Consider the following 22,438-nt stretch of genomic DNA (forward strand, 5'->3'; position numbering starts at 1 on the left):
CATGACGGAGACCGCCCTCACCCTGCCCGACGGCCGCACCCTCCGGTACTACGACACCGGGCCCGTGGACGCCCCGCTCACCGTCGTCTGGCACCACGGCACGCCCAACCTCGGCACACCGCCCGAGCCGCTCCTCCCCGCGGCCGCCCGGCTCGGCATCCGCTTCGTCTCGTACGACCGCCCCGGCTACGGCGGCTCCACCCCCCGCCCCGGCCGGGACGTCGCCTCCGCGGCCGCCGACACCGCCGCCCTCGCCACTGCCCTCGGCATCGACCGCTTCGCCGCCCTCGGCCACTCCGGCGGCGGCCCGCACGCCCTCGCCTGCGCCGCCCTGCTGCCCGACCGCGTCCTCGCGGCCGCGAGCATCGCCGGACTCGCCCCGTACGGCGCCGACGGCCTCGACTGGTACGCCGGGATGACCGCCTCCGGGGTCGCCTCCCTGCAGGCCGCCGCCGCGGGCCGCACCGCCAAGGAACACCACCAACAGGCCCACGGCGCCGACTACGACCCCGAGTTCACCCCGGCCGACCTCGCCGCCCTGCACGGCCCCTGGTCCTGGTTGGACACCGTCGTCGGCCCCGCCCTCGCCGCCGGCCCCGCCGCACTGATCGACGACGACCTCGCCTACACCGCCCCCTGGGGCTTCACCCCCGACCGGATCCGCACCCCCGTCCTCCTCCTGCACGGCGACCGCGACCGCATCGTCCCCAGCAGCCACAGCCGCTGGCTCGCCGACCGCATCCCCGGCGCCGAGCTGTGGACCCGCCCCGACGACGGCCACATCTCCGTCCTCACCTCCACAGAGGACGCCCTCACCCGACTGCACGACCTCGCAGACCGCTAGAGCAACCCCACGCGTCCCTGTCGGTTGCCCGACCGCCCTGACCGGGTCCTCGCTCAGCCGCCTGCCCCCATCAGCGCCTCCGCCACCGGTGTCCGCAGGTACAGGACGCTGCGGCCGCTGCGGTGCCGCGCCACCAGCCCCGCTGCGTGCAGTGCCGCCAGGTGGTGCGACACGTTCGGCGCCGACAGGCCCGTCCGCAGGGCCAGTTCGGTCGTCGACGCCGGCGCCGCCAACTCCACCAGCAGCTGCGCCCGGGCCCGCCCCAGCACCCCCGCCAGGCCGTCCGGCGCAGGCGCAGGCGCCTCCCACAGCGTCGCCACCCCCCGCGGCGGATACACCAGCCCGGGCCTGCCCGGCGGGTCCGTCTGCGAGTACACCCCCGGCCACGCGAACACCGACGGCACCAGCACCAGGCCCCGCTCGCCGTCCAGCGCCCGCTCCGCCCGGAACCAGATGTGCCGCACCCGCAGCGTCCCCCGCTCCCAGGACACCCGCGGATGCAGGTCCGCGAACAGCGCAGCCGGCCCACCTGCCGACATCTGCCTTGCCCGGTACAGGACTTCACCCTCCACCAGCCGTGCGATCCGACCCCAGAAGGGCTCCAGCGCCGCCGCCCAGTACGCCCGCACCTCCGCCGCCAGCCGGGCCAGCCCCGCCCCGGGATCGGCCCGCAGCGCCGCCACCAGCGGCGGCAGCGGCCCCGCGAACCGGTCCAGGTCCGCCCGCACCTGATCCGGCGGCGTCGCCAGCAGCCCCGCCACCTCCTCCTCGATCCCCGGCGCCGAAGAAGCCGGCACCGGCGTCAGGAAGTCCGGTGTGTACACCGCCGGGATCGGCACCAGCTCCGCCAGCAGCGCGAACTCCGCCCCCGCCAGCCGCCGCCGCGCCTCCCGCACCCACGGCAGGTGCACCCCGTGCACCCCGGGCTCCTTCAACACCTGGACGCTGTTGGTGAGTTCGGTCAGCGGCGAGTGCGCGAACCGGGTCACCGCCAGATCGTGCGCCGAGAAACGCAGCGTCAGCACCGCTCCACCCCCGAGGATTCCACCACGACGAAATCGATTCTCCCCGCCCGAAGACCGCCGCAGGATCGGGCCCATGACCACCAGCACCCCCGAACGGCCCGCCGCAGCCACCGCCGGCCCCGACGAACCGACCGCCCCCGGCGCCCCCCGCACCGCCGGCCGCCGCAACCTCCTCGCCGCCCACCTCGTCGACAGCCTGGGCAGCGGCCTGCTCCTCACCTTCACCGTCGTCTACTTCGCCCGCACCACCACCCTCACCCTCACCGTCATCGGCGCCGCCATCAGCCTCGGCCGCCTCCTCGCCCTGCCCACCGCCGTCCTCACCGGACCGATCGTCGACCGGTACGGCGCCCGCACCGTCGCCGCCGCCGCCAACCTCCTCTCCGCCCTCGCCCACACCGCCTTCCTGCTCGCCCACCGCCCGTGGCAGATCACCGCCGTCGTGCTCCTCGCCCAGATCGGCACCGCCGGCTACTGGACGGCCAGCACCGGCCTCGTCGTCCTCGCCGCCGACGAACCCCGGCGCACCCGCTGCTTCGCCCTCATCAGCACCCTGCGCAACGCCGGCCTGGCCCTGGGCGGCGCCCTCGGCGCCTTCCTCCTCGCCGTCGGCGGCGCCACCGGACTGCGCGCCACCGTCCTGCTCAACGCAGCCAGCTTCCTCGCCGCCGCCGTCCTCCTCGCCACCTGGCGGCCGCCCCACCCACCGACCCGCACCCGCACCGCCGGGCCCGCCGCCGGCAGCTACCGCACCGTCCTGCGCGACCGCCGCTACCTGCTCCTCGTCGCCATCAACCTCGGCAACGTCTTCGCCTCGCTCGTCCTCAGCCTGCTGCTCGCCGTCTACCTCACCGACGGCCTCCACCGGCCCGCCTGGGTCGCCGGCTCCCTGCTCGTCCTCAACAGCGCCCAGGTCGTCCTCACCCAGACCGCCGTCACCCGCCGCCTCGAACGCTTCCGGCCGACCCGCGTCATCGCCGCCGCCCACGTCCTCAACGCGCTGGCCTTCGGCGCCTTCGCCGCCCTCTCCGCCGCACCCGGTTGGGCCGTCCTCGCCGGCCTCTACGCCGCCATGCTCGTCTACAACGCCGCCGAGACCATGGCCACCCCGTTCGCCGAGAACCTCAGCGTCCAACTCGCCCACCCCGACCTGCGCGGCCGCTACCTCGCCGTCCACCAGCTCTCCTGGACCTTCGGCCAGGTCGCCGCCCCCGCCCTGCTCACCCTCCTCCTCGGCATCGGCACCGTCTGGCCCTGGCTCTTCCTGGCAGCCCTCGCCCTCGCCACCGTCCCCGCCCTCCTGGTCCTCGAAAGGACGATCGCCCGCCCGCTCGCCCCCGGGCCCTCCTGACCCGGTACCGGCGGTCGACCACGCCTACGGCGCCCGCAGCACGAACTCCTCCAGCTCCGTCCCGTACCAGCGGTCCGTCCGCCCCAGCGGCTCCATCCCCAACCGCCGGCACACCGCCAGCGACGGATCGTTCCCCGGCCGCACCACCGCCCGGACCTCCGCCAGCCCGTCCGCGAACCCCTTCGCCACCGCGGCCCGCGCAGCCTCGGTGGCGAAGCCCCGGCCCCACGAATCCGGATGGAAGTGCCACCCCACCTCGACCTCACCGCCCCCGTCCGGCAGCGGCACCAACAACACCGACCCCGCCACCACCCCGGTGTCCCGCCGCTCCACCGCCCACACCCCGAACCGCGGGTCCGCCGACCGGCCGCGGAAGCGCTCGATCAGCGCCACCGCCTCGGCCTCGCCCTCCAGCACCCGCGGCGCCGCCCCCAGCCACCGGGCCACCTCCCGCCGCCCGTACAGGTCAAGGGCCCGCGCCACGTCCCCGGGCTCCCACATCCGCAGCACCAACCGCTCGGTACGCCACACCACAGCGCCCGCCCTTCCTCGACGAACCCGGTCCACCGGGAGCTCCTACCGGCCGCCGTCCCGGCCGCGGGCCGGCCCCCCGCCCGGGCCGCCCCCGGGCACCTGCGGGGCACCCGTCACCAGGTCCAGCACCACCCGGCCGTCCAGCGGACCGTCCAGCCGGACGTCCACCGGCGAGTAGTGCATCGCCAGATCGCACACCGTCCCCGGCGGCACCGCCGACCGCACCCGCGCGATCAGCACCACGGCCTTCCCCGTCTCGTACGCCTCGACCCGCTCCACCCGCTCACAGCTGCCGTGCGCCACCCCCGCCGTCAGGACCGTCCCGTCCGCCGACGCCGCCGAGAACGCCGCAGGCCGCGCCCCCGGCACCTCCACCCCGGACCCGGGCGGCACCGGCGGCTGCTGCGCCGCCACCGCCGGATACACGAACGGATCCGCGTACCCCGCCACCGAGAACCGCCACACCGGGATCTCCGCCCGGCCGCGGCTCGTCGACACCTCCCGCGTCCCCGGCTCCGCCCCCGTCACCTTCAGCGGCCGGTCGCACCTCCCCGGGCAGCCCGCCTTGCCCTCCGTCAACGAGCGGAACACCGAGTCCGCCGACCGCAGCGGCAGCGTCAGCTCCGACCCGTCCGCCCACCGCACCTGCGCCAGCCCCGAGAACGTCTGCGGCAGCCCGCCCGCCAGCACCAGCCGCCCCGCGTAGTACGCGGCCTTGTCCTCACCCCCGTGGAAGGCGTCCTTGGGCAACCACTCCACCGGCACGTCGACCGGGTAGTAGCCGGACCGCCACACCCGCTCCTGCTCCGACCCCGGCCACGCCGCCGCCACCTGCGCCGCCCGCTGCCGCGCAGGAGCGTCCGCCGTCGCCGAACCCTCCTCCGGGCCACTGCCGCGCACCACCGTGCCGCCGCACCCCGACAGCACCAGCGCCAGCAGCGCCGCCACCGCACCCCTGCGCATTCCGCACACCCCCTGCCGGTACCAACCCGGTACGAACCGAACCGGACGGCAGTGGGACGCAGCACCCCGCCCCCGGGTTCCCGAAGCGCGCGGACGCCGCCGGGGCGCGACACTGGTGAGCGGCCCACGCACCCGCGAGGCCCGAGGAGGTGCCCCATGACCGAGTACGAGCTCTCCTTCCCGCACCCCGGCCAGGACACCGACGACATCGTCGTGGTTCATCCCACCGGCACCCTCGGCCCGGGCGGCCACCCGGTGTACACGGACGACAGCGGCATCGTCCGCGCCGAGATCAGCGACCGCGACGAGGTCCGCATGCTCGCCACCGGCGGCCGCCAGGAACTCACCCCGCCCTCCACCGTCCGGCGCCGCACCTGACAGGCCCCCGCCCGGCCGTTCCGGACGGGAGCCCGACCAGGGGCGCGGGGGACCGTGCCGTCCCCCGCGCCCCTCACAGCCCACCCACGGGCCGAGCCGGCCTAGAACACCGGCACGCCCGCGCGGACCAGGCGCCAGGTCACGCCGCCGAAGTCCGCCGGGTCGATCACGCCCTTGGCCTTCACCCAGGCGATCATGGTGTTGCGGATCTCCTCGGAGTTCGACCACACCGACTTCGCCGCCGCCACGTGCGGGAAGTTGCCGCCGCCGCCCGCCCGGTAGTTGTTCACCGCCAGCACGAACTGCGCCGCCGGGTCGATCGGAGCACCGTCGAACGACAGCCCCACGATCCGCGAACCGGCCGGCTGCGCGATGTCGATGTCGTACGAGACCCCGTACACCGAGTCGAAGTTGTAGTCCGGCGTCGCCCCGGCATTGGTCAGCGTCGCGAGATCCACCGGCGCACCCGGGGCCAGCTGCGCGAAGTACCGCGCCGAGAACTCCAGGTAGTCCTTGATCTGCGCACCGGTCAGGACGCGCGCCTCCAGGGTGTTCTCGTAGATGTACAGCCCCGCGGCGTCCCGCAGCCGCACATCGCCCGCCGGAATGACCGCCGTGCGGTTGAACGGCGCCGCCTGCGCCAGCACCGGCAGGTTCGCGTACTCGGTGGACGCCAGCGCCGCCCTCACCGCGTCCGCCTGCACCCGGGCGATCAGGTCGATGATCGGCACGTCCTTGAACGGCGCCTCGGCGATGGACAGTTCGGACTTGCAGGTGCCGATCACCTGGTTGACGTACGCCACCACCTTCTTGTGCTGGCCGGAGATCAGCTTCACGATCGCCGGGTCCTCCGGCACCGTGTTGGAGTTCAGCACCCGCGAGGAGACCGAGGTGACCTGCCAGGAGCCGCGCGAGAACTCCACCTCGAAGTCGAAACAGGTCAGCCGCTGGCCCCAGCACAGCGGCTCGGAGAGCACCACGGTCTTCCCGGTCCGCTTGTTCACCACCAGGCGCTGCGGGACCTCCTTGTGCGCGTGGCCGACCAGCACCGCATCGACGCCCGGCACCTCCTCGGCCAGCTGCGCCGACACGTTCTCGCCCCACGGCAGCTGGTCGCCGTACGAGGTGGCGCCGTCCGCACCCGAGTGCGAGGAGACCACGACGACGTCCGCACCGGCCGCCCGCATCCGCGGCACGTACTTCTTCGCCGCCTCCACGATCCCCGGGAAGACCATCTTCCCGGACACGTTCGCCTTGTCCCAGATCGCGATGCCCGGGTTGGTCAGACCCAGGATGCCCACCCGCAGCGGACGGCCGTGCCCGAGGTGCATCTCCTTGATGACGTACGGGTCGAAGGCGGGCCGCTCGTTCTTGGCGTACAGCGCGTTGGCGCCCAGCAGCGGGAAGTCCAGCTGCTCCTCGTAGGCGCGCAGCAGCGGGATGCCGTAGTTGAACTCGTGGTTGCCGAGGGCGGCGGCGTCGTAGCCGATGGCGTTCATCGCGGCGGCCATCGGGTGGCGCGGCGGGCGCTTGGCGGTGATGGGCTCGACGCGGGCGTAGTAGTAGGTGAGCTGGGTGCCCTGGATGGTGTCGCCGGAGTCGATGAGCAGGGTGCGGTGGCAGCCCTTCTCGGCGCGGACCTGCTTGACCAGGGTGGAGATCTTGGCGAGGCCGACGTCGTTGTGCGCCTTGTCGTCGTACTCGGCGTCGGTGAAGTAGTCCCAGTTGAGGACCCGGCCGTGCAGGTCGGTGGTGCCCATCACGGTGAACGTCTGCTTCTGCGGGGCCCTGCGGTCGGCGCTGTCCGCGCCCTGGGCCGCGGCGGCCGGGGCGGCGGCGACGACGGGCAGTCCGCCGGCCAGGGCGGCGCCGGCCGCGGTGGCGGCCGAACGCGAGACGAACTCACGGCGGTTCAGGGGCATGGACGACTCCAGCGTGGTGCGGCGGACGGACGGTCAGCGACGGAGGCGTCGTTGACGCGCGTAGAGAAACGCGCGTAGAAGTCTGCCGTCAAATCGCCCGCCGCGACAGCCCCCCGACGTTGCGGACAGGTGAGATGTCGATGACCCCGGCATGACGCCCGCGACACCCGGCCCCGCCGCCACGCACCCGCAGCCCGCCCGACACTCCGTCAACCCACTGCCGCACAGATCACCCTCCGGGCCGTCCGCACCCGCCCCGGACCGGCCTCCCGCCGCGTTCGCGCTGGTCGCCGACGACCGCTTCGGACGCCAATTCGACCTCACAGCGCCAAAGGCCACGATGTGTCAGGTTGTTAATCAAAACTTTCTGCAACAGCCGCAAGGAGGCCCGGCGGAACAGCGGTGTTACGCCCCGGTAATCCCTACGCTCTACAGGCATGCGCCGAGCAAAAATCGTCTGTACCCTCGGGCCCGCCGCCGACTCGTACGACCAGATCAAGGCCCTGGTCGAGGCCGGCATGGACATCGCCCGGTTCAACCTCAGCCACGGCTCCCAGCTCGAACACGAGGAGCGCTACCGCCGGGTCCGCAAGGCCTCCGACGAGACCAGCCGCAGCGTCGGCATCCTCGTCGACCTCCAAGGCCCGAAGATCCGCCTCGGCACCTTCGCCGACGGGCCGGTACTTCTTGAACGCGGCGACGAGTTCACCATCACCGTCGACGACCTCCCCGGCACCCGCGACACCTGCAGCACCACCTACACCGGCCTCGCCGCCGACGTCGCCCCCGGCGAACACATCCTCGTCGACGACGGCCGCGTCTGCCTCCAGGTCACCGCCGTCGACGGCCCCCGCATCCGCACCACCGTGCTCGAAGGCGGCCTCGTCTCCGACCACAAGGGACTCAACCTCCCCGGAATCTCCGTCTCCGTGCCCGCGCTGAGCGACAAGGACGTCGACGACCTGCGCTGGGCACTCCGCCTCGGGGCCGACCTCGTCGCCCTCTCCTTCGTCCGCAGCGGCAAGGACGTCGAGGACGTCCACCGCATCATGGACGAGGAGGGCCGCCGCCTCCCCGTCATCGCCAAGATCGAGAAGCCCCAGGCCGTCGCCGCCCTCGAATCCATCGTCGACGCCTTCGACGGCCTCATGGTCGCCCGCGGCGACCTCGGCGTCGAAATGCCCATGGAACAGGTGCCGATCGTCCAGAAACGCGCCGTCAAACTCGCAAAGCGCAACGCCAAGCCGGTCATCGTCGCCACCCAGATGCTCGACTCGATGATCCACGCCTCCCGGCCCACCCGCGCCGAAGCCTCCGACGTCGCCAACGCCGTCCTCGACGGCACCGACGCCGTCATGCTCTCCGGCGAGACCTCCGTCGGCAAGTACCCCGTCGAGACCGTCCGCACCATGGGCCGCATCATCGAAGCCGCCGAGGCCGACGTCCTCGCCGCCGGCCTCCCCCCGCTCACCGAACGCAACAAGCCCCGCACCCAGGGCGGAGCCGTCGCCCGCGCCGCGGCCGAGATCGGCGACTTCCTCCACGCCAAGTACCTCATCGCCTTCACCCAGAGCGGCGACACCGCCCGCCGCCTCACCCGCTACCGCTCGCCCATCCCCGTCCTCGCCTTCACCTACGAACCCGCCGTCCGCAGCCAACTCGCCCTCACCTGGGGCGTCGAGACCTTCCTCGGCCCCTTCGTCCCCACCACCGACGAAATGGTCGCCCAGGTCGACGCCCAACTCATCGGCCTCGGCCGCTGCCGGAAGGGCGACATCGTCGTCATCACCGCCGGCTCGCCCCCCGGCCTCGCCGGCTCCACCAACCTCGTCCGCGTCCACCACGTCGGCGAACTCGACAACTGACCACCCCCGCCGGCGGCGCAGCCCCGCCACGGCTGCGCCGTCACCGCTGCGAACCGAACACCGCAGCCCTGCGACGATCCCGTCCCGGACGCGTCACAGCACCCCGCCCGCCCGCCCCGCCCCGATAGCGTCACAGCCACGGCCGGCCCCCAACGGCCCGACGGCGCAGCCCCAACCATGGGGGGAGGGCTGCGCCGTCACCACTTCGGCCCGACGTGACGGTCCATCAACTCCACCGACGCCCGCCGCGCGACGGAGATGTCCAGGTGGCCGGTGCGGCGCTCCCGGAGGCGCCATTCCACCCCGAGTGCGTCGAAGGTGCCGGTGAGCAGCCGGACGATGTCGTGCGAGGCGCTGGTGAAGAAGTAGCGCGGGTACTCGTACCGGTGGACGGTGTCGCCGGTGCGGCGGGTCGTCCGGTTGACGGTGCGGCAGCCGTCGGAGTGGATCAGGCCGCGGACGAAGGCCCAGGGGTGGGCCGAGACCACGGACTGCTGCCATCCGGCGAGGCGGATCGGGCGCAGGTGCTTGGGGCCGGGGCCGTGCTGCGGGAAGAGGCAGGGCCAGTGCTTGCCGGTGCTGACCACGCTGGTGCAGCCGGGCGCGGGGACACGCAGCACGGCACTGGTGGGCAATACGGCACGGACGGCCCGCTCGCACTCGTCGATCAGGCCGGGCCAGGCGTCCCCGCAGGCGATCCGCAGGGCGTACACCCCGCGGCGGCCCTCGCTGAGGCAGCCGTCGCCGAGGTAGAGGCCGAGCAGGTAGCCGTAGTCGGCGGCGGGGCGGTCTGGGGCGAGCGCCCCGTGGCGGAGCGGGCACTCGGCGGTCGTGCCGGGGGCCGGCTCGATGCGGCGTGTCCAGGCGCGGATCGCGGAGCGGGAGATGCCCGTCGCCCGGGCGGTCTGGCTGAGGGTCAGCCCCGAGCGGTGGAGGTCGAGCGCGTGCCGCCGGGCGGCCATGTCGTACACAGTGCCGATCGTCGGCGACGGCGCGGGAAATACGGCCGGCCGGCGGAGGATCTCACCCGAACCGGTGATGATCGACGAATCAGGTAACGACCTTGGAATTGAAGGAAAAGTGCCCCGAGTGGGATTCGAACCCACACTGTATGGTGTTTGAGACCATCGCCTGCTGCCGATTGGGCTATCGGGGCCTAAGGTTTGAAGGCGAAGTGCTCACCCTCGTGACACCAACATACCGTGTCTAGGTAGGCTCGTGCATGCAGCACCCCGCCGGAACAAGGAGCCCCGTGAGCACCGCCGACGAGCAGCCCCAGCCGCTTGAGATCGAGTCGCCCCAGATCACCCGAATCGTCATTGCCGAGGACGAGGCGCTGATCCGCCTGGACCTCAAGGAGATGCTGGAGGAGGAGGGATACACCGTCGTCGGTGAGGCCGGGGACGGCGAGACGGCGGTGCGGCTGGTCGAGGAGCTGAAGCCGGACCTCGTGATCCTGGACGTGAAGATGCCCGTCCTGGACGGCCTGTCCGCGGCCGAGCGCATCCACGAGCAGCACCTCGCCCCGGTGTTGATGCTGACGGCGTTCTCGCAGCGCGAGCTCGTCGACCGCGCCCGCGACGCCGGTGCGATGGCGTACATCGTGAAGCCGTTCAGCAAGAGCGACCTGGTGCCGGCGATCGAGATGGCGGTCTCGCGCTACACCGAGATGCGGACGCTGGAGGAGGAGATCGCCGATCTCTCGCAGCGGCTGGAGACCCGCAAGCTGGTGGACCGGGCGAAGAGCGTGCTGCAGACGAAGTTCGGGCTGACCGAGCCGGCCGCGTTCCGCTGGATCCAGAAGACCTCGATGGACCGCCGGATGACCATGGCCGCGGTGGCGCAGGCCGTGATCGAGGAGGGCGAGGCACAGGACCGCAAGAAGGCCGACGCCGGCAAGGCGGAGGGCTGACGGAGACGTCCTGCCGCTGCCCCGCGGGCTGCGGGGGCACGAGGGGGAGAGCAGAACGAAGGAGAGGGGCCCGGCCGCCGATGCGGCCGGGCCCCTCTCCTTCGGTGCCGGGGTCAGTCCTCGCCGAGGTACGCCTTGCGGACGGACTCGTCGGTGAGGAGGTCGGAGCCGGTGCCGGTGAGGACGATGCGGCCGGTCTCCATGACGTAGCCGCGGTCGGAGAGGGAGAGCGCGGCCTGGGCGTTCTGCTCGACGAGCAGGATGGTGGTGCCGGAGGCCTTGAGCTCGACGATGGTCGCCATGATCTTCTGCATCATGAGCGGGGACAGGCCCATGGAGGGCTCGTCCAGCATGAGCAGCTTGGGACGCGACATCAGGGCGCGGCCCATGGCGAGCATCTGCTGCTCACCGCCGGACAGGGTGCCGGCGGCCTGCTTGCGGCGCTCGCCGAGGATCGGGAAGAGCGCGTAGGCGCGCTCGATGTCCTCGGTGATGCCGGCGGAGTCCTTGCGCAGGAAGGCGCCGAGGAGGAGGTTCTCCTCGATGCTCATGCGCGGGAAGATGTGCCGGCCCTCGGGGGAGTGGGCCAGGCCCAGCGACACGATCTTGTGGGCGGGGACGGTGGAGAGCGCCTGCCCGTCGAAGGTGATCTTCCCCTGGGTCGGCTTCAGCAGCCCGGAGAGGGTGCGCAGGGTGGTGGTCTTGCCGGCGCCGTTGGTGCCGATGAGCGTGGTGACCTCGCCCTGCTTGACGGTGAAGCTGATCCCCTTGACGGCTTCGATCTTGCCGTAGGAGACGCGGAGGTCCTCGACCTCGAGAAGAGCTGTCACTGGTCTGCCTCCGTGCTTGCTGCCGCGTCGGTGGCGCCCTCGAGGGGCGCGCCGAGGTAGGCGGTGATGACGCGCTCGTCGTTCTGGACGGTCTCCTTGTCGCCCTCGACGATCTTCTGGCCCTGGACGAGGACGGCGGTCCGGTCGCACAGGTTGAAGATGAACCGCATGTCGTGCTCGATGACGAGGATGGAGATGCCCTTGTCGCGGATCGCGAACACGAGCTCCTCGGCGGCGCGGGTCTCCTGCGGGTTCATGCCGGCGGTGGGCTCGTCGAGGAGCAGCAGGCCGGGCTCGCTGGCCATGGCGCGGGCGATCTCGAGCTTGCGCTGCTCGCCGTAGGGGAGGTTGCGCGAGAGGTGGTCGGCCTTGTGGTCGAGGCCGATGAACTCGAGGAGTTCCATGGCCTTCTCGCGGCCCTCCGCCTCGGCCTTCTTGTAGCCGGGGCCGCGGAGGAGGGCGGAGATCAGGCCTTCCTTGGTGCGGGTGTGGCGGCCGACGAGGACGTTCTCCAGGACGGTCATGTTGGCGAAGAGCCGGATGTTCTGGAAGGTCCGGGCGATGCCGGCGGAGGTGACCAGGTGGGGCTTGGGCGGCAGGACGGTGCCCTGGTACCGGACGGTGCCCTCGGTGGGGACGTAGAGGCCGGTGAGGCAGTTGAAGAAGGTGGTCTTGCCGGCGCCGTTGGGGCCGATCAGGCCGACGATCTCGCCCTTGTTGACGGTGAGGTCGACGTTGTTGACGGCGGTGAGGCCGCCGAACCGCATGATGACGCCGCTGGCTTCGAGCAGGGGGGCGGCCGCCGTGCTGCCTTCTGGGCGGGGGGCCGGGACGGTCTGGGTGGTCATGGTGTGTCTCACGCCCCTGCGGTGGTGAGGCCGGCGGGGCCGGGTTCGGTACGGGCGGGTGCGTCGTCGCTCTCGGCGGGGGCCGCCGGCTCGTCGTCCTTCTCGTGGAACTCCAGCTTGGCGCGGCGGTTGGCGATGAGGCCCTCGGGCCGCAGGCGCATCAGGAGGACGAGGGCGATGCCGAAGACGAGGAGCTGGTACTCCTTCAGGAAGACGAGCTTCTCGGGGATGAGGTAGAGCATGGTGGCGCCGAGCAGCGGGCCGGCGATGGTGCCCATGCCGCCGAGGACGACGGCGGCGACCAGGAAGGCGCTGTTGGGCGGGACGGCGCCGGCGAACTGGTAGGGGTCCGGGACGACGCTGTAGCTGACGTGGGCCATGACGGTGCCGGCGAGGCCGGCGAGCGCGGCGCCGAGGGCGAAGGCGAGGAGCTTGAGCTTGAAGCCGTTGATGCCCATGGCCTGGGCGGCGGTCTCGTCCTCGCGGATGGCGACCCAGGCGCGGCCGATGCGGGAGTCGTTGGCCCGGCTGAAGACCGTCACGACGAACGCGGTGACGAGCAGCATCAGCAGGAAGTAGTTGGCGAAGCGTCCGAGGGTGAAGGCGCCGAAGGTGTGGGCCTGGCCGAAGTCGAATCCGAGGATGTCGAGGTCGGGGATGTTGCGGATGCCGTTGGGGCCGTTGGTGACCTTGGGGCCGGAGACGCCGTCGAGGCTGTTGACCGCGATGCGGAAGATCTCTCCGAAGCCGAGGGTCACGATGGCGAGGTAGTCGCCGCGCAGCCGCAGGGTGGGGGCGCCGATGACGACGCCGAAGACCAGGGCTGCGGCCATGCCGACCAGGGCGGCGCCCCAGAAGGGCAGGTGCAGGCCGGTGGGGGAGCTGGTGGAGCCGGAGACCAGGGCGGCGGCGTAGGCGCCGACGCCGAGGAAGGCGACGTAGCCGAGGTCGAGGAGGCCGGCGAGGCCGACGACGACGTTCAGGCCGAGTGCGACGGTGGCGAAGATCAGGATGTTGACGCCGACCGAGGCGAAGTGGTCGTCGCTCTGGGTGAAGGGGAAGGCGGCGGCCGCGGCGAAGGCGGCTGCGGTGGTGGTGCCGCGGTGGCGGGCGGTGAGGGCGGTGAGCCGGGAGATGAGTCCGGCGCGCATCAGGGCCCAGGTGCCGAGGCCGGTGAGGATGAGGAAGCCGATGAACAGCTCGCCGTACTCGGTGACGATGCCGTAGGTGAAGACGGTCAGGCCGAGGGCGGCGACCGCGATGATGATCAGCGTCTCGACCCAGCGGTTGAGCGGCTTCACGGGGGCCAGATCGGGGTTGGGGCCGACGAGGCGGGTGAAGGCGCCGAGGTAGTGCTTGGTGATGGCGAGAACGCCGCCGGAGGAGGGGAGTCCGACGGTGGAGCCGGTCTGCGGCAGGCCGAGGGCGCCGATCAGCGGGAGGAGGGAGGCGACGCCGGCGATCCAGCCGCCGGGCTCCAGGTTGGCGAGGCCGCCGAGTTCGGTGCTGATCGCGATCAGGGTGAACCAGGTGGTGGCCGCGGCGGCCGCGCCGAGGACGAGCAGCGGCGCGTTGGGGCCGGCGGGGGTGAGCCAGCGGGTGCCCTTCACGCCGTACAGCGGCAGCGAGAAGAGGGCGATGAGCAGGCCGGCGGTGAGGGTGAGGATCTGCAGGCCGCCGGGGTAGCCGTCGATGGTGAGGTCGCCGGGGAACTCGGAGGTCCAGGTCCAGTGGATGAACGCGGAGGCGGCGGTGGCGAGGCCGCCGGCGAGGACGAGCGCCTTGGCGGCCGGGAGCGGCAGCGGGAGGGCGGGGCTCTTGGTGGTGGTCATGGTGGCTGCTCCGTTCCTCAGGCTCGGTCTGCGACGCGCTCGCCGAGCAAGCCTTGCGGCCGCACGAGGAGGACGACGATCAGGAGGACGAAGGCCCAGACGTTGGCCCAGGAGCCGCCGCCGAGCTGGTGCATGCCGGGGATCTCCTGGATGTACGCGGTGGCGAGGGCCTCCGCGACACCGAGGACGAGGCCGCCGAGCATGGCGCCGTAGATGTTGCCGATGCCGCCGAGGACGGCCGCGGTGAAGGCCTTGAGGCCGGCGAGGAAGCCCATGGTGGGGGAGACCTGGCCGTAGCGCAGGCCCCAGCCGACGGCGGCGACCGCGGCGAAGGCGGCACCGAGGGCGAACGCGATCACGATGATGCGGTCGGTGTTGATGCCCATCAGCTTGGCGGTGTCGGGGTCCTGCGCGGTGGCCTGCATGCCGCGGCCGGTGCGGGTCTTGCCGACGAAGGCGGCGAGCGCGCCCATGCAGAGCGGGGCGGCGACGAAGAGGAAGATGTCGGCGGGCTGCAGGGTGACGCTGCCGATGTGGTACGGGCCGCCGGGCAGCTGCGGGAAGCTGCGGCCGGACTTGGCGCCGGGGTAGAACTGCTCGACGACCTGCTGGAGCGCGAGGGAGAGGCCGATCGCGGTGATGAGCGGTGCGAGCTTCGGGGCGCCGCGCAGCGGGCGGTAGGCGAAGCGCTCGGCGGCCACGGCGACGATGACGGAGATCAGGACGCCGCCGAGGAGCATGAGCGGCAGGGCGAGCCAGAGTCCGGTGCCGGGGGGCAGGATCAAGTATGTGGTGAGGGCTCCGAACCCACCGGTCATGAAGATTTCGCCGTGGGCGAAGTTGATGAGCTGGACAATGCCGTAGACCATTGTGTAGCCGATCGCGATCAGCCCGTAGAGGGAGCCGAGGATCAGGCCGTTGGCCAGCTGCTGCGGCAGTTCGTGCACCGCTGGGCCTCCGAGTGGATTCGGGGTGGGGTTCGCTTGCGGGGTGGGGACGAACCGTTGTGGAACGGCGGGGACGCTGGTTCTCAGCGCCCCCGCCGGTGGTTCGTTCTGTTGCGTGCTGTCCGGGTGCGGCTGTGTGGGTCAGCCGTGGGTCATCCGGGGGGTGGGTCAGCCGGCGTAGGTGCCGGACTTGGCGACGGCCCAGGCGCCGTCCTTGACCGTGTAGACGGTGAGCTGCTTGTTCACGGCGTCGCCGTACTCGTCGAAGCCGACCTTGCCGGTGACGCCCTCGAAGCTGACCTTGCTCATCGCGGTGACGACCTTGGCGCGGGCGTCGGACGGGACCTTGCCGCCGTTGTCGGCGACGACGGCCTTGACGGCCTGGATGATCGACCAGGCGGCGTCGTAGGAGTAGCCGCCGTAGGCCGCGTACGGGTCGGAGTAGCCGGCCGCCTTGTAGTCGGCGACGAACTTCTTGGCGGAGTCGAGGGACTCGACCGGGGCGCCGACGGAGGTCGCGAAGTCGCCGTTGGCGTTCTTGTTGGCCTTGTTGATGTACTCCGGGTCGTACATGCCGTCGCCGCCGAAGACGGGGGCGGTGACGCCGGCCTTCTTGAGCTGGTCGGAGAGCGGGCCGGACTGCGGGTACTCGCCGCCGTAGTAGATCACGTCGGCGCCGGCGGCCTTGGCCTTGGTGACCACGGCCGAGAAGTCCAGGTTGTTCTCGTCGATGTGGTCCTGGCCCTTGATGGTGCCGCCGAGCTTGGTGAACTCCTTCTGGAAGGCGCCGACCAGACCCACGCCGTAGGTCTTCTTGTCGTCGATCAGGTAGGCGGTCTTCTTGCCGAGGTCGGTGTAGGCGTACTGGGCGGCGAACGGGCCCTGGATGGCGTCCGTGGTCGCGGTGCGGAAGTACGTCTTGAAGGTGCGCTTCTTCTCGGTCTCGAACTTCTCGCCCTGGGTCAGGGCGGGGTTCGTGTTGGCCGGGGAGACCTCGACGAGGCTGGCCGACTCGAAGACCTGCTGCATGGACTGGGCGACGCCCGAGTTCAGCGGGCCGACGACGCCGAGGACGCTCTTGTCGGCGACGAGGGCGGTGGCGTTCTGCTGGCCTTCCTGCGGCGACTTCTTGTCGTCCAGGGCCTTCACCTTGAAGGTGACGCCGGGAACTTCCTTGTTGTCGTTCGCGATCTTGGCGGCCAGCTCCACGGAGTGCTGGATGCCGAGGCCGAGCGCGGAGAGCGGGCCCGTCAGCGGCGCGTCGACGCCGATGGTGACGGTGGTGCCGCCCGCGTCGCCGCTGGTGCCGGACTTCTCACCGCGGGAGCCGCAGGCGGACAGGGTGAGCGCTCCGACGACTGCGATGCTCACGACAAGCATTGAACGGTTACGCACGAAGTTCCCCTTCTGGATCAGGTAGGCAGTGCGCCGGAGTGGCGGTGCCGGGTCGCGCGCTGGGGGGGCCTGGCCCGATCGGTTGGCGCGGTGACTGGCCGTGACTCTAGAACGGCTTCGGCAGGCTCCGGCAGACCTGCGGACATGCTGTGATTCTCTTGTTATGCGGACCTCTTCGAAAATCTCGAATATTGGTCATCCGCGCCCCGTTCTGCGCGGGCTGCTAAGCGACGTCTCGCCCACCGAAACGATGTCGTACCGGAAAACCCCTGCTACCGGCGGTGTTCGACTATCGGACGTGAGTGTTCGTCACTGTATGTGCGGACACCTGTGTCCGATAGCCGGAAATCGGGCACGCCGAATGCAGTCTTTCGGACAGGTCGCGGGCGTACCTTGCGCCGAGGATCTGGCTCACGGTCTCGATTGCGCGCGTGTTACGCAGCGTTACATCAAGGAAAGGCATGCCGGCATCCGGCGGCGCCCCCGCGCAGTCCGTCACCCGGTACTCGACGGTCAGCAGCACGGACTGACCCGGGGTCACCCGGACCGGCAGTCCCCCGGTGACGGATACGGACAAACCCGGATAGCTCTGGCGCACCGCCGTGACCTCGTACGGTTCGTCCGCCTCCGCCGAGACCCGCAGGGCGAAGGGCGCGCCCGGCCCGCCCGGGGGTCCGACCGGGCCGGCGTACCTCAGGTGGGAGACCACCGAGGGTATGCGCGGCGGATCGGACGGCGGCGGGGGATGCGGCCGCTGGACGGGGTGGCGCACCGTCAACAGCGCCACGACCGCCGCGAACACCCCGGCCAGCACCAGTTTCTGACGCCTGCTCAACAGGTCGCGCAAGGGCAGCGGGGCGGGCGGCGGCGCCTCGGTGCCCTCGGCCGGCTCGACCGGGCCGAGGTATCCGTGACCGCCGGGCCGAGCCCCGCCGCGCCGCGTGCCGGACATGCCGGTACCCCCTCGTCCGGGAGGATCTGCCCCCGTCCACCCGTGGCCAAACAAGCCCGCCGCCCACCGGCCGGTAGCGGCGGGTGGGCGGCGGGGGAGGCGCGCGGAGCGGTCTGCGCCCCGGGTCGCGGTTGCTACAGGTCGCGCAGCATGCAGGTCAGTCGGCAGCTGGTGATCCGCTTGCCGGTGTCGTCGGTGACGGCGATCTCGTAGGTGGCGGCGGTGCGGCCCTTGAAGACCGCGGTCGCCACCCCGGTGACCAGCCCGGAGGTCGCCGAACGGTGGTGCGTGGCGTTCAGGTCGACGCCGACCGCGTACCGGCCCGGCCCGGCGTGCAGCATCGCGCCGATCGACCCCAGCGTCTCGGCGAGCGCCGCCGAGGCACCGCCGTGCAGCAGCCCGTACGGCTGCTGGTTGCCCTCCACCGGCATGGTGCCGACCACCCGGTCCGGGGAGGCCTCGGTGATCGTGATGCCGAGCTTCTCGCCCAGGTGGCCGCCGGAGAAGGTCTCCACCGTGACCCCGAGCTTGGCGAAGTGGTCGAGGACGTCCTGGGGCACGTTGAGTACTACGGGGGCCGCGTCGGTCATGGTGCTCCTGCCGGTGGGGGACACGTCATCGTGCTCTCTGTGATCGTACGACCGCGCCCGGGCCCCGCCGCCCGCGGCCCTCGTGCCGCGGCCGCCCCCGCGAAGTGGCGGGCCCTGTCGGTGCCGCGCCCTAGGATCGGAGGGTGGCAGAGGAACCGGCAGGAACGGACGTTGACGTGGCTGTGCAGGATGCGGGCAAGGACGTGGCGGGCGGCGGGCGGCGCCGTCTGATGCTGCTCGACGGGCATTCGATGGCCTACCGGGCCTACTACGCGCTGCCCGTGGAGAACTTCAACACCACCACCGGGCAGCCGACCAACGCCGTCTACGGCTTCGCCTCGATGCTCGCCAACACCGTCCGCGACGAGCAGCCCACCCACCTCGCGGTCGCCTTCGACCTCTCCCGGCAGACCTTCCGCTCCGCCGAGTTCCCCGACTACAAGGCGAACCGCTCCGCCACCCCGGACGAGTTCCGCAGCCAGGTCGGCCTGATCGGCGAGCTCCTGGACGCGATGAGCATCCCCCGGATCACCGCCGAGGGCTTCGAGGCCGACGACGTCATCGCCACCCTGGCGACCGCCGCCGCGGCCGAGGGCTTCGAGGTGCTCATCGTCACCGGCGACCGGGATTCGCTCCAGCTCGTCGGCGAGCACACCACCGTGCTCTACCCCACCAAGGGCGTCTCCGAGCTCACCCGCTACACCCCCGACAAGGTCTTCGAGAAGTACGGCGTCACCCCCGCCCAGTACCCGGACCTCGCCGCGCTGCGCGGCGACCCGTCCGACAACCTGCCCGGCATCCCCGGCGTCGGCGAGAAGACCGCCGCGAAGTGGGTCAACCAGTTCGGCTCCTTCGACGAGCTGGTCGCCCGCGCCGACGAGGTCAAGGGCAAGATCGGCGAGAAGCTCCGCGAGCACCTCGACTCCGTCAAGCGCAACCGCGTCCTCACCGAGCTGGTCCGCGACGTCCACCTGCCGCTCGGCGTCCCCGACCTCGTCCGCGCCCCCTTCGACAAGGCGGGCGTCGGCCGGATCATGGAGGCCCTGGAGTTCCGCAACCCCAACTTCCGCGACCGCGTCCACGCCATGGACCCGGCCGGCGCCGCCGAGACCGAGACCCCGGAGACCGTCGCCGGCCCCGAGGTCGCCGGAGACGTCCTCACCGCGCCCGGCGCCCTCACCGCCTGGCTCGCCGAGCACGGCAAGGACCGCACCGCGATCGCCGCCGTCTACACCTGGTCCCTCGGCGCCGGCAGCGTCCAGGAGATCGCCCTCGCCGCCGGCGAGGCCGCCGCCTGGTTCGACCCGGCCGGCCTCGACCAGACCGACGACCAGGCCTTCGCCGCCTGGCTCGCCGACCCCGGCCACCCCAAGGCCCTGCACATCGCCAAGCACGTCATGCGCGCCTTCGCCGAGCAGGGCTGGACGGTCGCCGGCGTCACCGCCGACACCGCCCTCGCCGCCTACCTGGAGAAGCCCGGCCGGCGCACCTTCACCCTCGACGTCCTCGCCGAGGAGTACCTCGCCCGCTCCCTGGAGCCCGCCGCCGCGGCCGAGACCGGCCAGCTCGCCTTCGACGCCCCCGAGGAGGACGCCGGCGCCGCCGCCCGCGCCCTCATGGTGCAGGCCCGCGCCATCCTCGACCTCGCCGAGCTGTTCGACACCCGGCTCGCCGAGGTCGGCGCCGCCGAGCTCTTCCACGACATGGAGCTCCCCATCGCCGAGCTCCTCGCCCGCATGGAGCGCTACGGCATCGCCGCCGACCGCACCTGGCTCACCGGCCTGGAGTCCCAGTTCGCCGCCGAGATCCAGCGCTGCGTCGACGAGGCGCACGCCGCCGCCGGCCACCCCTTCAACCTCGGCTCGCCCAAGCAGCTCCAGGAGATCCTCTTCGGCGAGCTCGGCCTGCCCAAGACCAAGAAGATCAAGACCGGCTACACCACCGACGCCGACGCCCTCACCTGGCTCGCCGGCCAGACCACCAACGAACTCCCGGTCATCCTGCTCCGCCACCGGGACCAGGCCAAGCTGCGCACCACCGTCGAGGGCCTGCTCAAGACGGTCAGCCCGCAGGGCCGCATCCACACCACCTTCAACCAGATGGTCGCCGCCACCGGTCGGCTCTCCTCGCAGGACCCGAACCTGCAGAACATCCCCGTCCGCACCGAGGAGGGCCGCGCCATCCGCCGCGCCTTCGTCGTCGGCGAGGGCTACGAGTCGCTGCTCACCGCCGACTACTCGCAGATCGAGCTGCGCATCATGGCCCACCTCTCCGAGGACGAGGCCCTGATCGAGGCCTTCCTCAGCGGCGAGGACCTGCACACCACCGTCGCCTCCCAGGTCTTCGAGGTCGCCCGCGACGCCGTCGACGCCGAGATGCGCCGCAAGATCAAGGCGATGTCCTACGGGCTCGCCTACGGCCTCTCCGCGTACGGGCTCTCCCAGCAGCTCGGCATCAAGCCCGCCGAGGCCCAAGGCCTGATGGACACCTACTTCCAGCGCTTCGGCGGCGTCCGCGACTACCTGCACAACGTCGTCGAGGAGGCCCGCGCGGTCGGCTACACCGAGACCCTGCTCGGCCGCCGCCGCTACCTGCCCGACCTCACCAGCGACAACCGGCAGCGCCGCGAGATGGCCGAGCGGATGGCCCTCAACGCCCCCATCCAGGGCTCCGCCGCCGACATCGTCAAGATCGCCATGCTGAACGTCGACCGCGCCCTCACCGAGGCCGGCCTCGGCTCCCGGATGCTCCTCCAGGTGCACGACGAAATCGTCCTGGAGATCGCCCCCGGCGAGCGCGAGCAGGTCGAGGTCCTCGTCCGCGAGCAGATGGCCGGTGCCTACCCGCTGCGCGCCCCGCTCGACGTCTCCGTCGGCGACGGCCCCAACTGGGAGGCCGCCGCCCACTGAGCCGGCCCCCGTGCGGCACGGTGCCGCGGTCCTGCCCTCACCGGGCGGGGCCGCGGCACCGTGCCGTTCGCGTCCGGGCGCACCCTGCTCATGCAAGATATTGCTGCAAGTTTCAGAAATCCTTTGCTAACCGTCTTGACCTGCCCGGCCGCGGGGCGGGAGGGTCGTCCCTGCGGGCGAGCGCGCCGCTCCGCGGCCGACCCACTCCACCCGAGAGGCACCTCCGCATGCCCGGACACGTTCCGCCCGTCACCGACGAGCGCCACGCACTGCTCGCCTACCTCGCCCAGCAGCGCCAGTGCCTGCGCGTCACCGCGCACGGCCTCACCGACGAACAGGCCACCGCGACGCCGTCCGCCAGCGAGCTGAGCATCGCCGGGCTGGTCAAACACGCCGCCCGCTGCGAGCGCGGCTGGATGGACCTCGTGCTGCAGCGGCGCCGCAGCCCCGAGCGGGCGGCCGACGAGGACGACGCGTCCGACTTCGTCCTCGCGCCCGGCGAGACGCTCGCGGGCGTGCTCGCCGACTACGCGGAGGCCGCCGCCGAGACGGACGCGATCGTCGCCGGCATCCCCGACCTCGGCCGGCCGGTACCCGTTCCCAAGGGCCTGCCGTGGTTCCCCGCCGACGTCGACGCCTGGTCCGTGCGGTGGGTCCTGCTGCACCTCATCGAGGAGACCGCCCGGCACGGCGGACACGCCGACATCATCCGCGAGACCCTCGACGGAGCCACCCTCTACCCGCTGCTGGCCGCAGCCGAGCAGTGGCCCGACCCGTGGTTCCGCCCCTGGGAGCCCGCCCCGGCCGGGGACGCGGCCTGACGGTGCCCGGGTCGGTCTAGAATCCGCGCCACGATTCAAGATCGCAGAGGGGTGCGGAGATGGACGAGGACGGAAGAGCTGTCCGCAGCCGTCGGCGCCGGGTGCTGATCGGCGCCGGTGCGGGCGTGGCACTGCTGGCGGTCGGCGGCAGCGCCTGGGCGCTGTCCGGAGGGTCCGGGCACCCGCCGGCCGCCCGGCCGGTGCCGACCTCCTCCACCCCGGCCTCCCCGACGGCAGCGCCGTCGGCAGGCACCGCGGCCCCGGCTTCGCCGGCGCCGTCCGCCTCCCCGTCCGCGTCCCCCGCGGCGACCCCCTCGCGGGCGCCCTCCAAGGCCGCCACGCCCGCCCCGAGGGCCACCAAGAAGCCCCGCACGCAGGTCAGCCCCGGCACCAACGACCCGCAGAACGACGGCGGCAGCACCACCCGCAACGGCAACTGCGCCACCAACCCCGCCGGCGAGATCATGACCTGCGGCCCGGTCAGGACCGGCACCCCGCTGCCCCGCTAGCGCGCCGGTGG

At 72.2% G+C, this 22,438-nt stretch carries 20 protein-coding genes and 1 tRNA gene; 8 read left to right on the forward strand and 13 right to left on the reverse strand.

Annotated features, from left to right (window positions below; translation table 11 throughout):
* The first annotated feature begins 1 nt into the window (after nt 1).
* Complete coding sequence (locus AB0M03_RS11890; RefSeq protein WP_363491142.1) at nt 2-844, forward strand: alpha/beta hydrolase; 843 nt, start codon at nt 2-4, stop codon at nt 842-844.
* A gap of 53 nt (nt 845-897) precedes the next feature.
* Here AB0M03_RS11890 and AB0M03_RS11895 read toward each other — a convergent pair whose 3' ends face one another.
* Nucleotides 898-1,869 carry an ArsR family transcriptional regulator gene (locus AB0M03_RS11895; protein ID WP_363491144.1) on the reverse strand — a complete coding sequence of 324 codons (972 nt, stop codon included), beginning with the start codon at nt 1,867-1,869 and terminating at the stop codon, nt 898-900.
* 73 nt (nt 1,870-1,942) lie between these two features.
* Between AB0M03_RS11895 and AB0M03_RS11900 the strand changes: the two genes are divergently transcribed.
* Complete coding sequence (locus AB0M03_RS11900) at nt 1,943-3,220, forward strand: MFS transporter (RefSeq protein ID WP_363491146.1); 1,278 nt, start codon at nt 1,943-1,945, stop codon at nt 3,218-3,220.
* A gap of 24 nt (nt 3,221-3,244) precedes the next feature.
* On the opposite strand, the gene AB0M03_RS11905 is transcribed toward AB0M03_RS11900, so the two are convergent.
* Both AB0M03_RS11905 and AB0M03_RS11910 read right to left on the reverse strand, forming a co-directional pair.
* The gene (locus AB0M03_RS11905) at nt 3,245-3,754 is read right to left on the reverse strand and encodes a GNAT family N-acetyltransferase (protein WP_363491148.1); all 510 of its coding nucleotides are present in this window, start codon (nt 3,752-3,754) and stop codon (nt 3,245-3,247) included.
* A gap of 42 nt (nt 3,755-3,796) precedes the next feature.
* Complete coding sequence (locus AB0M03_RS11910) at nt 3,797-4,717, reverse strand: hypothetical protein (protein WP_363491150.1); 921 nt, start codon at nt 4,715-4,717, stop codon at nt 3,797-3,799.
* Between the two features lie 156 nt (nt 4,718-4,873).
* Between AB0M03_RS11910 and AB0M03_RS11915 the strand changes: the two genes are divergently transcribed.
* Nucleotides 4,874-5,095, forward strand: coding sequence for a DUF6296 family protein (locus tag AB0M03_RS11915; RefSeq protein ID WP_363491152.1), 222 nt, complete (start codon nt 4,874-4,876; stop codon nt 5,093-5,095).
* A gap of 101 nt (nt 5,096-5,196) precedes the next feature.
* On the opposite strand, the gene AB0M03_RS11920 is transcribed toward AB0M03_RS11915, so the two are convergent.
* Nucleotides 5,197-7,017 carry a 5'-nucleotidase C-terminal domain-containing protein gene (locus AB0M03_RS11920; protein WP_363491154.1) on the reverse strand — a complete coding sequence of 607 codons (1,821 nt, stop codon included), beginning with the start codon at nt 7,015-7,017 and terminating at the stop codon, nt 5,197-5,199.
* 437 nt (nt 7,018-7,454) lie between these two features.
* Between AB0M03_RS11920 and pyk the strand changes: the two genes are divergently transcribed.
* Nucleotides 7,455-8,882 carry a pyruvate kinase gene (pyk, locus tag AB0M03_RS11925; protein WP_363491156.1) on the forward strand — a complete coding sequence of 476 codons (1,428 nt, stop codon included), beginning with the start codon at nt 7,455-7,457 and terminating at the stop codon, nt 8,880-8,882.
* A 197-nt stretch (nt 8,883-9,079) separates the two neighbouring features.
* On the opposite strand, the gene AB0M03_RS11930 is transcribed toward pyk, so the two are convergent.
* The gene (locus AB0M03_RS11930) at nt 9,080-9,844 is read right to left on the reverse strand and encodes a helix-turn-helix domain-containing protein (RefSeq protein WP_363491247.1); all 765 of its coding nucleotides are present in this window, start codon (nt 9,842-9,844) and stop codon (nt 9,080-9,082) included.
* 119 nt (nt 9,845-9,963) lie between these two features.
* A tRNA-Leu gene (locus AB0M03_RS11935) sits at nt 9,964-10,038 on the reverse strand.
* A gap of 96 nt (nt 10,039-10,134) precedes the next feature.
* Here AB0M03_RS11935 and AB0M03_RS11940 point away from each other — a divergent pair.
* On the forward strand, nt 10,135-10,794 hold the full coding sequence (locus AB0M03_RS11940; RefSeq protein ID WP_363491158.1) for a response regulator: 660 nt from the start codon (nt 10,135-10,137) through the stop codon (nt 10,792-10,794).
* Nucleotides 10,795-10,907: 113 nt separating this feature from the next.
* On the opposite strand, the gene AB0M03_RS11945 is transcribed toward AB0M03_RS11940, so the two are convergent.
* The 7 genes from AB0M03_RS11945 to AB0M03_RS11975 form a co-directional block, all read right to left on the reverse strand.
* Complete coding sequence (locus tag AB0M03_RS11945; protein WP_363491160.1) at nt 10,908-11,624, reverse strand: ABC transporter ATP-binding protein; 717 nt, start codon at nt 11,622-11,624, stop codon at nt 10,908-10,910.
* Complete coding sequence (locus AB0M03_RS11950) at nt 11,621-12,472, reverse strand: ABC transporter ATP-binding protein (protein ID WP_363491162.1); 852 nt, start codon at nt 12,470-12,472, stop codon at nt 11,621-11,623. Before AB0M03_RS11950 ends, AB0M03_RS11945 begins: the two co-directional genes overlap by 4 nt.
* Nucleotides 12,473-12,480: 8 nt before the next feature.
* Nucleotides 12,481-14,304: a branched-chain amino acid ABC transporter permease gene (locus tag AB0M03_RS11955; protein ID WP_363491164.1), complete on the reverse strand. Its 1,824-nt coding sequence runs from the start codon at nt 14,302-14,304 to the stop codon at nt 12,481-12,483.
* 17 nt (nt 14,305-14,321) lie between these two features.
* The gene (locus tag AB0M03_RS11960) at nt 14,322-15,251 is read right to left on the reverse strand and encodes a branched-chain amino acid ABC transporter permease (protein ID WP_263105903.1); all 930 of its coding nucleotides are present in this window, start codon (nt 15,249-15,251) and stop codon (nt 14,322-14,324) included.
* 168 nt (nt 15,252-15,419) lie between these two features.
* Nucleotides 15,420-16,646, reverse strand: a complete 1,227-nt coding sequence (locus AB0M03_RS11965) for a branched-chain amino acid ABC transporter substrate-binding protein (RefSeq protein WP_363491166.1) — start codon at nt 16,644-16,646, stop codon at nt 15,420-15,422.
* A 289-nt stretch (nt 16,647-16,935) separates the two neighbouring features.
* Nucleotides 16,936-17,598: a Tat pathway signal sequence domain protein gene (locus AB0M03_RS11970; RefSeq protein WP_363491168.1), complete on the reverse strand. Its 663-nt coding sequence runs from the start codon at nt 17,596-17,598 to the stop codon at nt 16,936-16,938.
* A 134-nt stretch (nt 17,599-17,732) separates the two neighbouring features.
* A complete protein-coding gene (locus AB0M03_RS11975; RefSeq protein WP_363491170.1) occupies nt 17,733-18,188 on the reverse strand; it encodes a hotdog fold thioesterase in 456 nt (151 codons plus the stop codon).
* A 230-nt stretch (nt 18,189-18,418) separates the two neighbouring features.
* Between AB0M03_RS11975 and polA the strand changes: the two genes are divergently transcribed.
* The 3 genes from polA to AB0M03_RS11990 all read left to right on the forward strand — a co-directional run bounded on the left by polA (nt 18,419) and on the right by AB0M03_RS11990 (nt 22,427).
* On the forward strand, nt 18,419-21,097 hold the full coding sequence (gene polA / locus AB0M03_RS11980) for a DNA polymerase I (RefSeq protein ID WP_363491249.1): 2,679 nt from the start codon (nt 18,419-18,421) through the stop codon (nt 21,095-21,097).
* A gap of 227 nt (nt 21,098-21,324) precedes the next feature.
* Nucleotides 21,325-21,918, forward strand: coding sequence for a DinB family protein (locus AB0M03_RS11985; RefSeq protein WP_363491172.1), 594 nt, complete (start codon nt 21,325-21,327; stop codon nt 21,916-21,918).
* Nucleotides 21,919-21,977: 59 nt separating this feature from the next.
* Entirely contained in the window at nt 21,978-22,427 is a 450-nt protein-coding gene (locus AB0M03_RS11990) for a hypothetical protein (protein ID WP_363491174.1), read from the forward strand.
* The last annotated feature ends 11 nt before the right edge of the window (nt 22,428-22,438 follow it).

Source organism: Kitasatospora sp. NPDC051914 (genome assembly GCF_040680995.1).
Lineage (GTDB): Bacteria > Actinomycetota > Actinomycetes > Streptomycetales > Streptomycetaceae > Kitasatospora.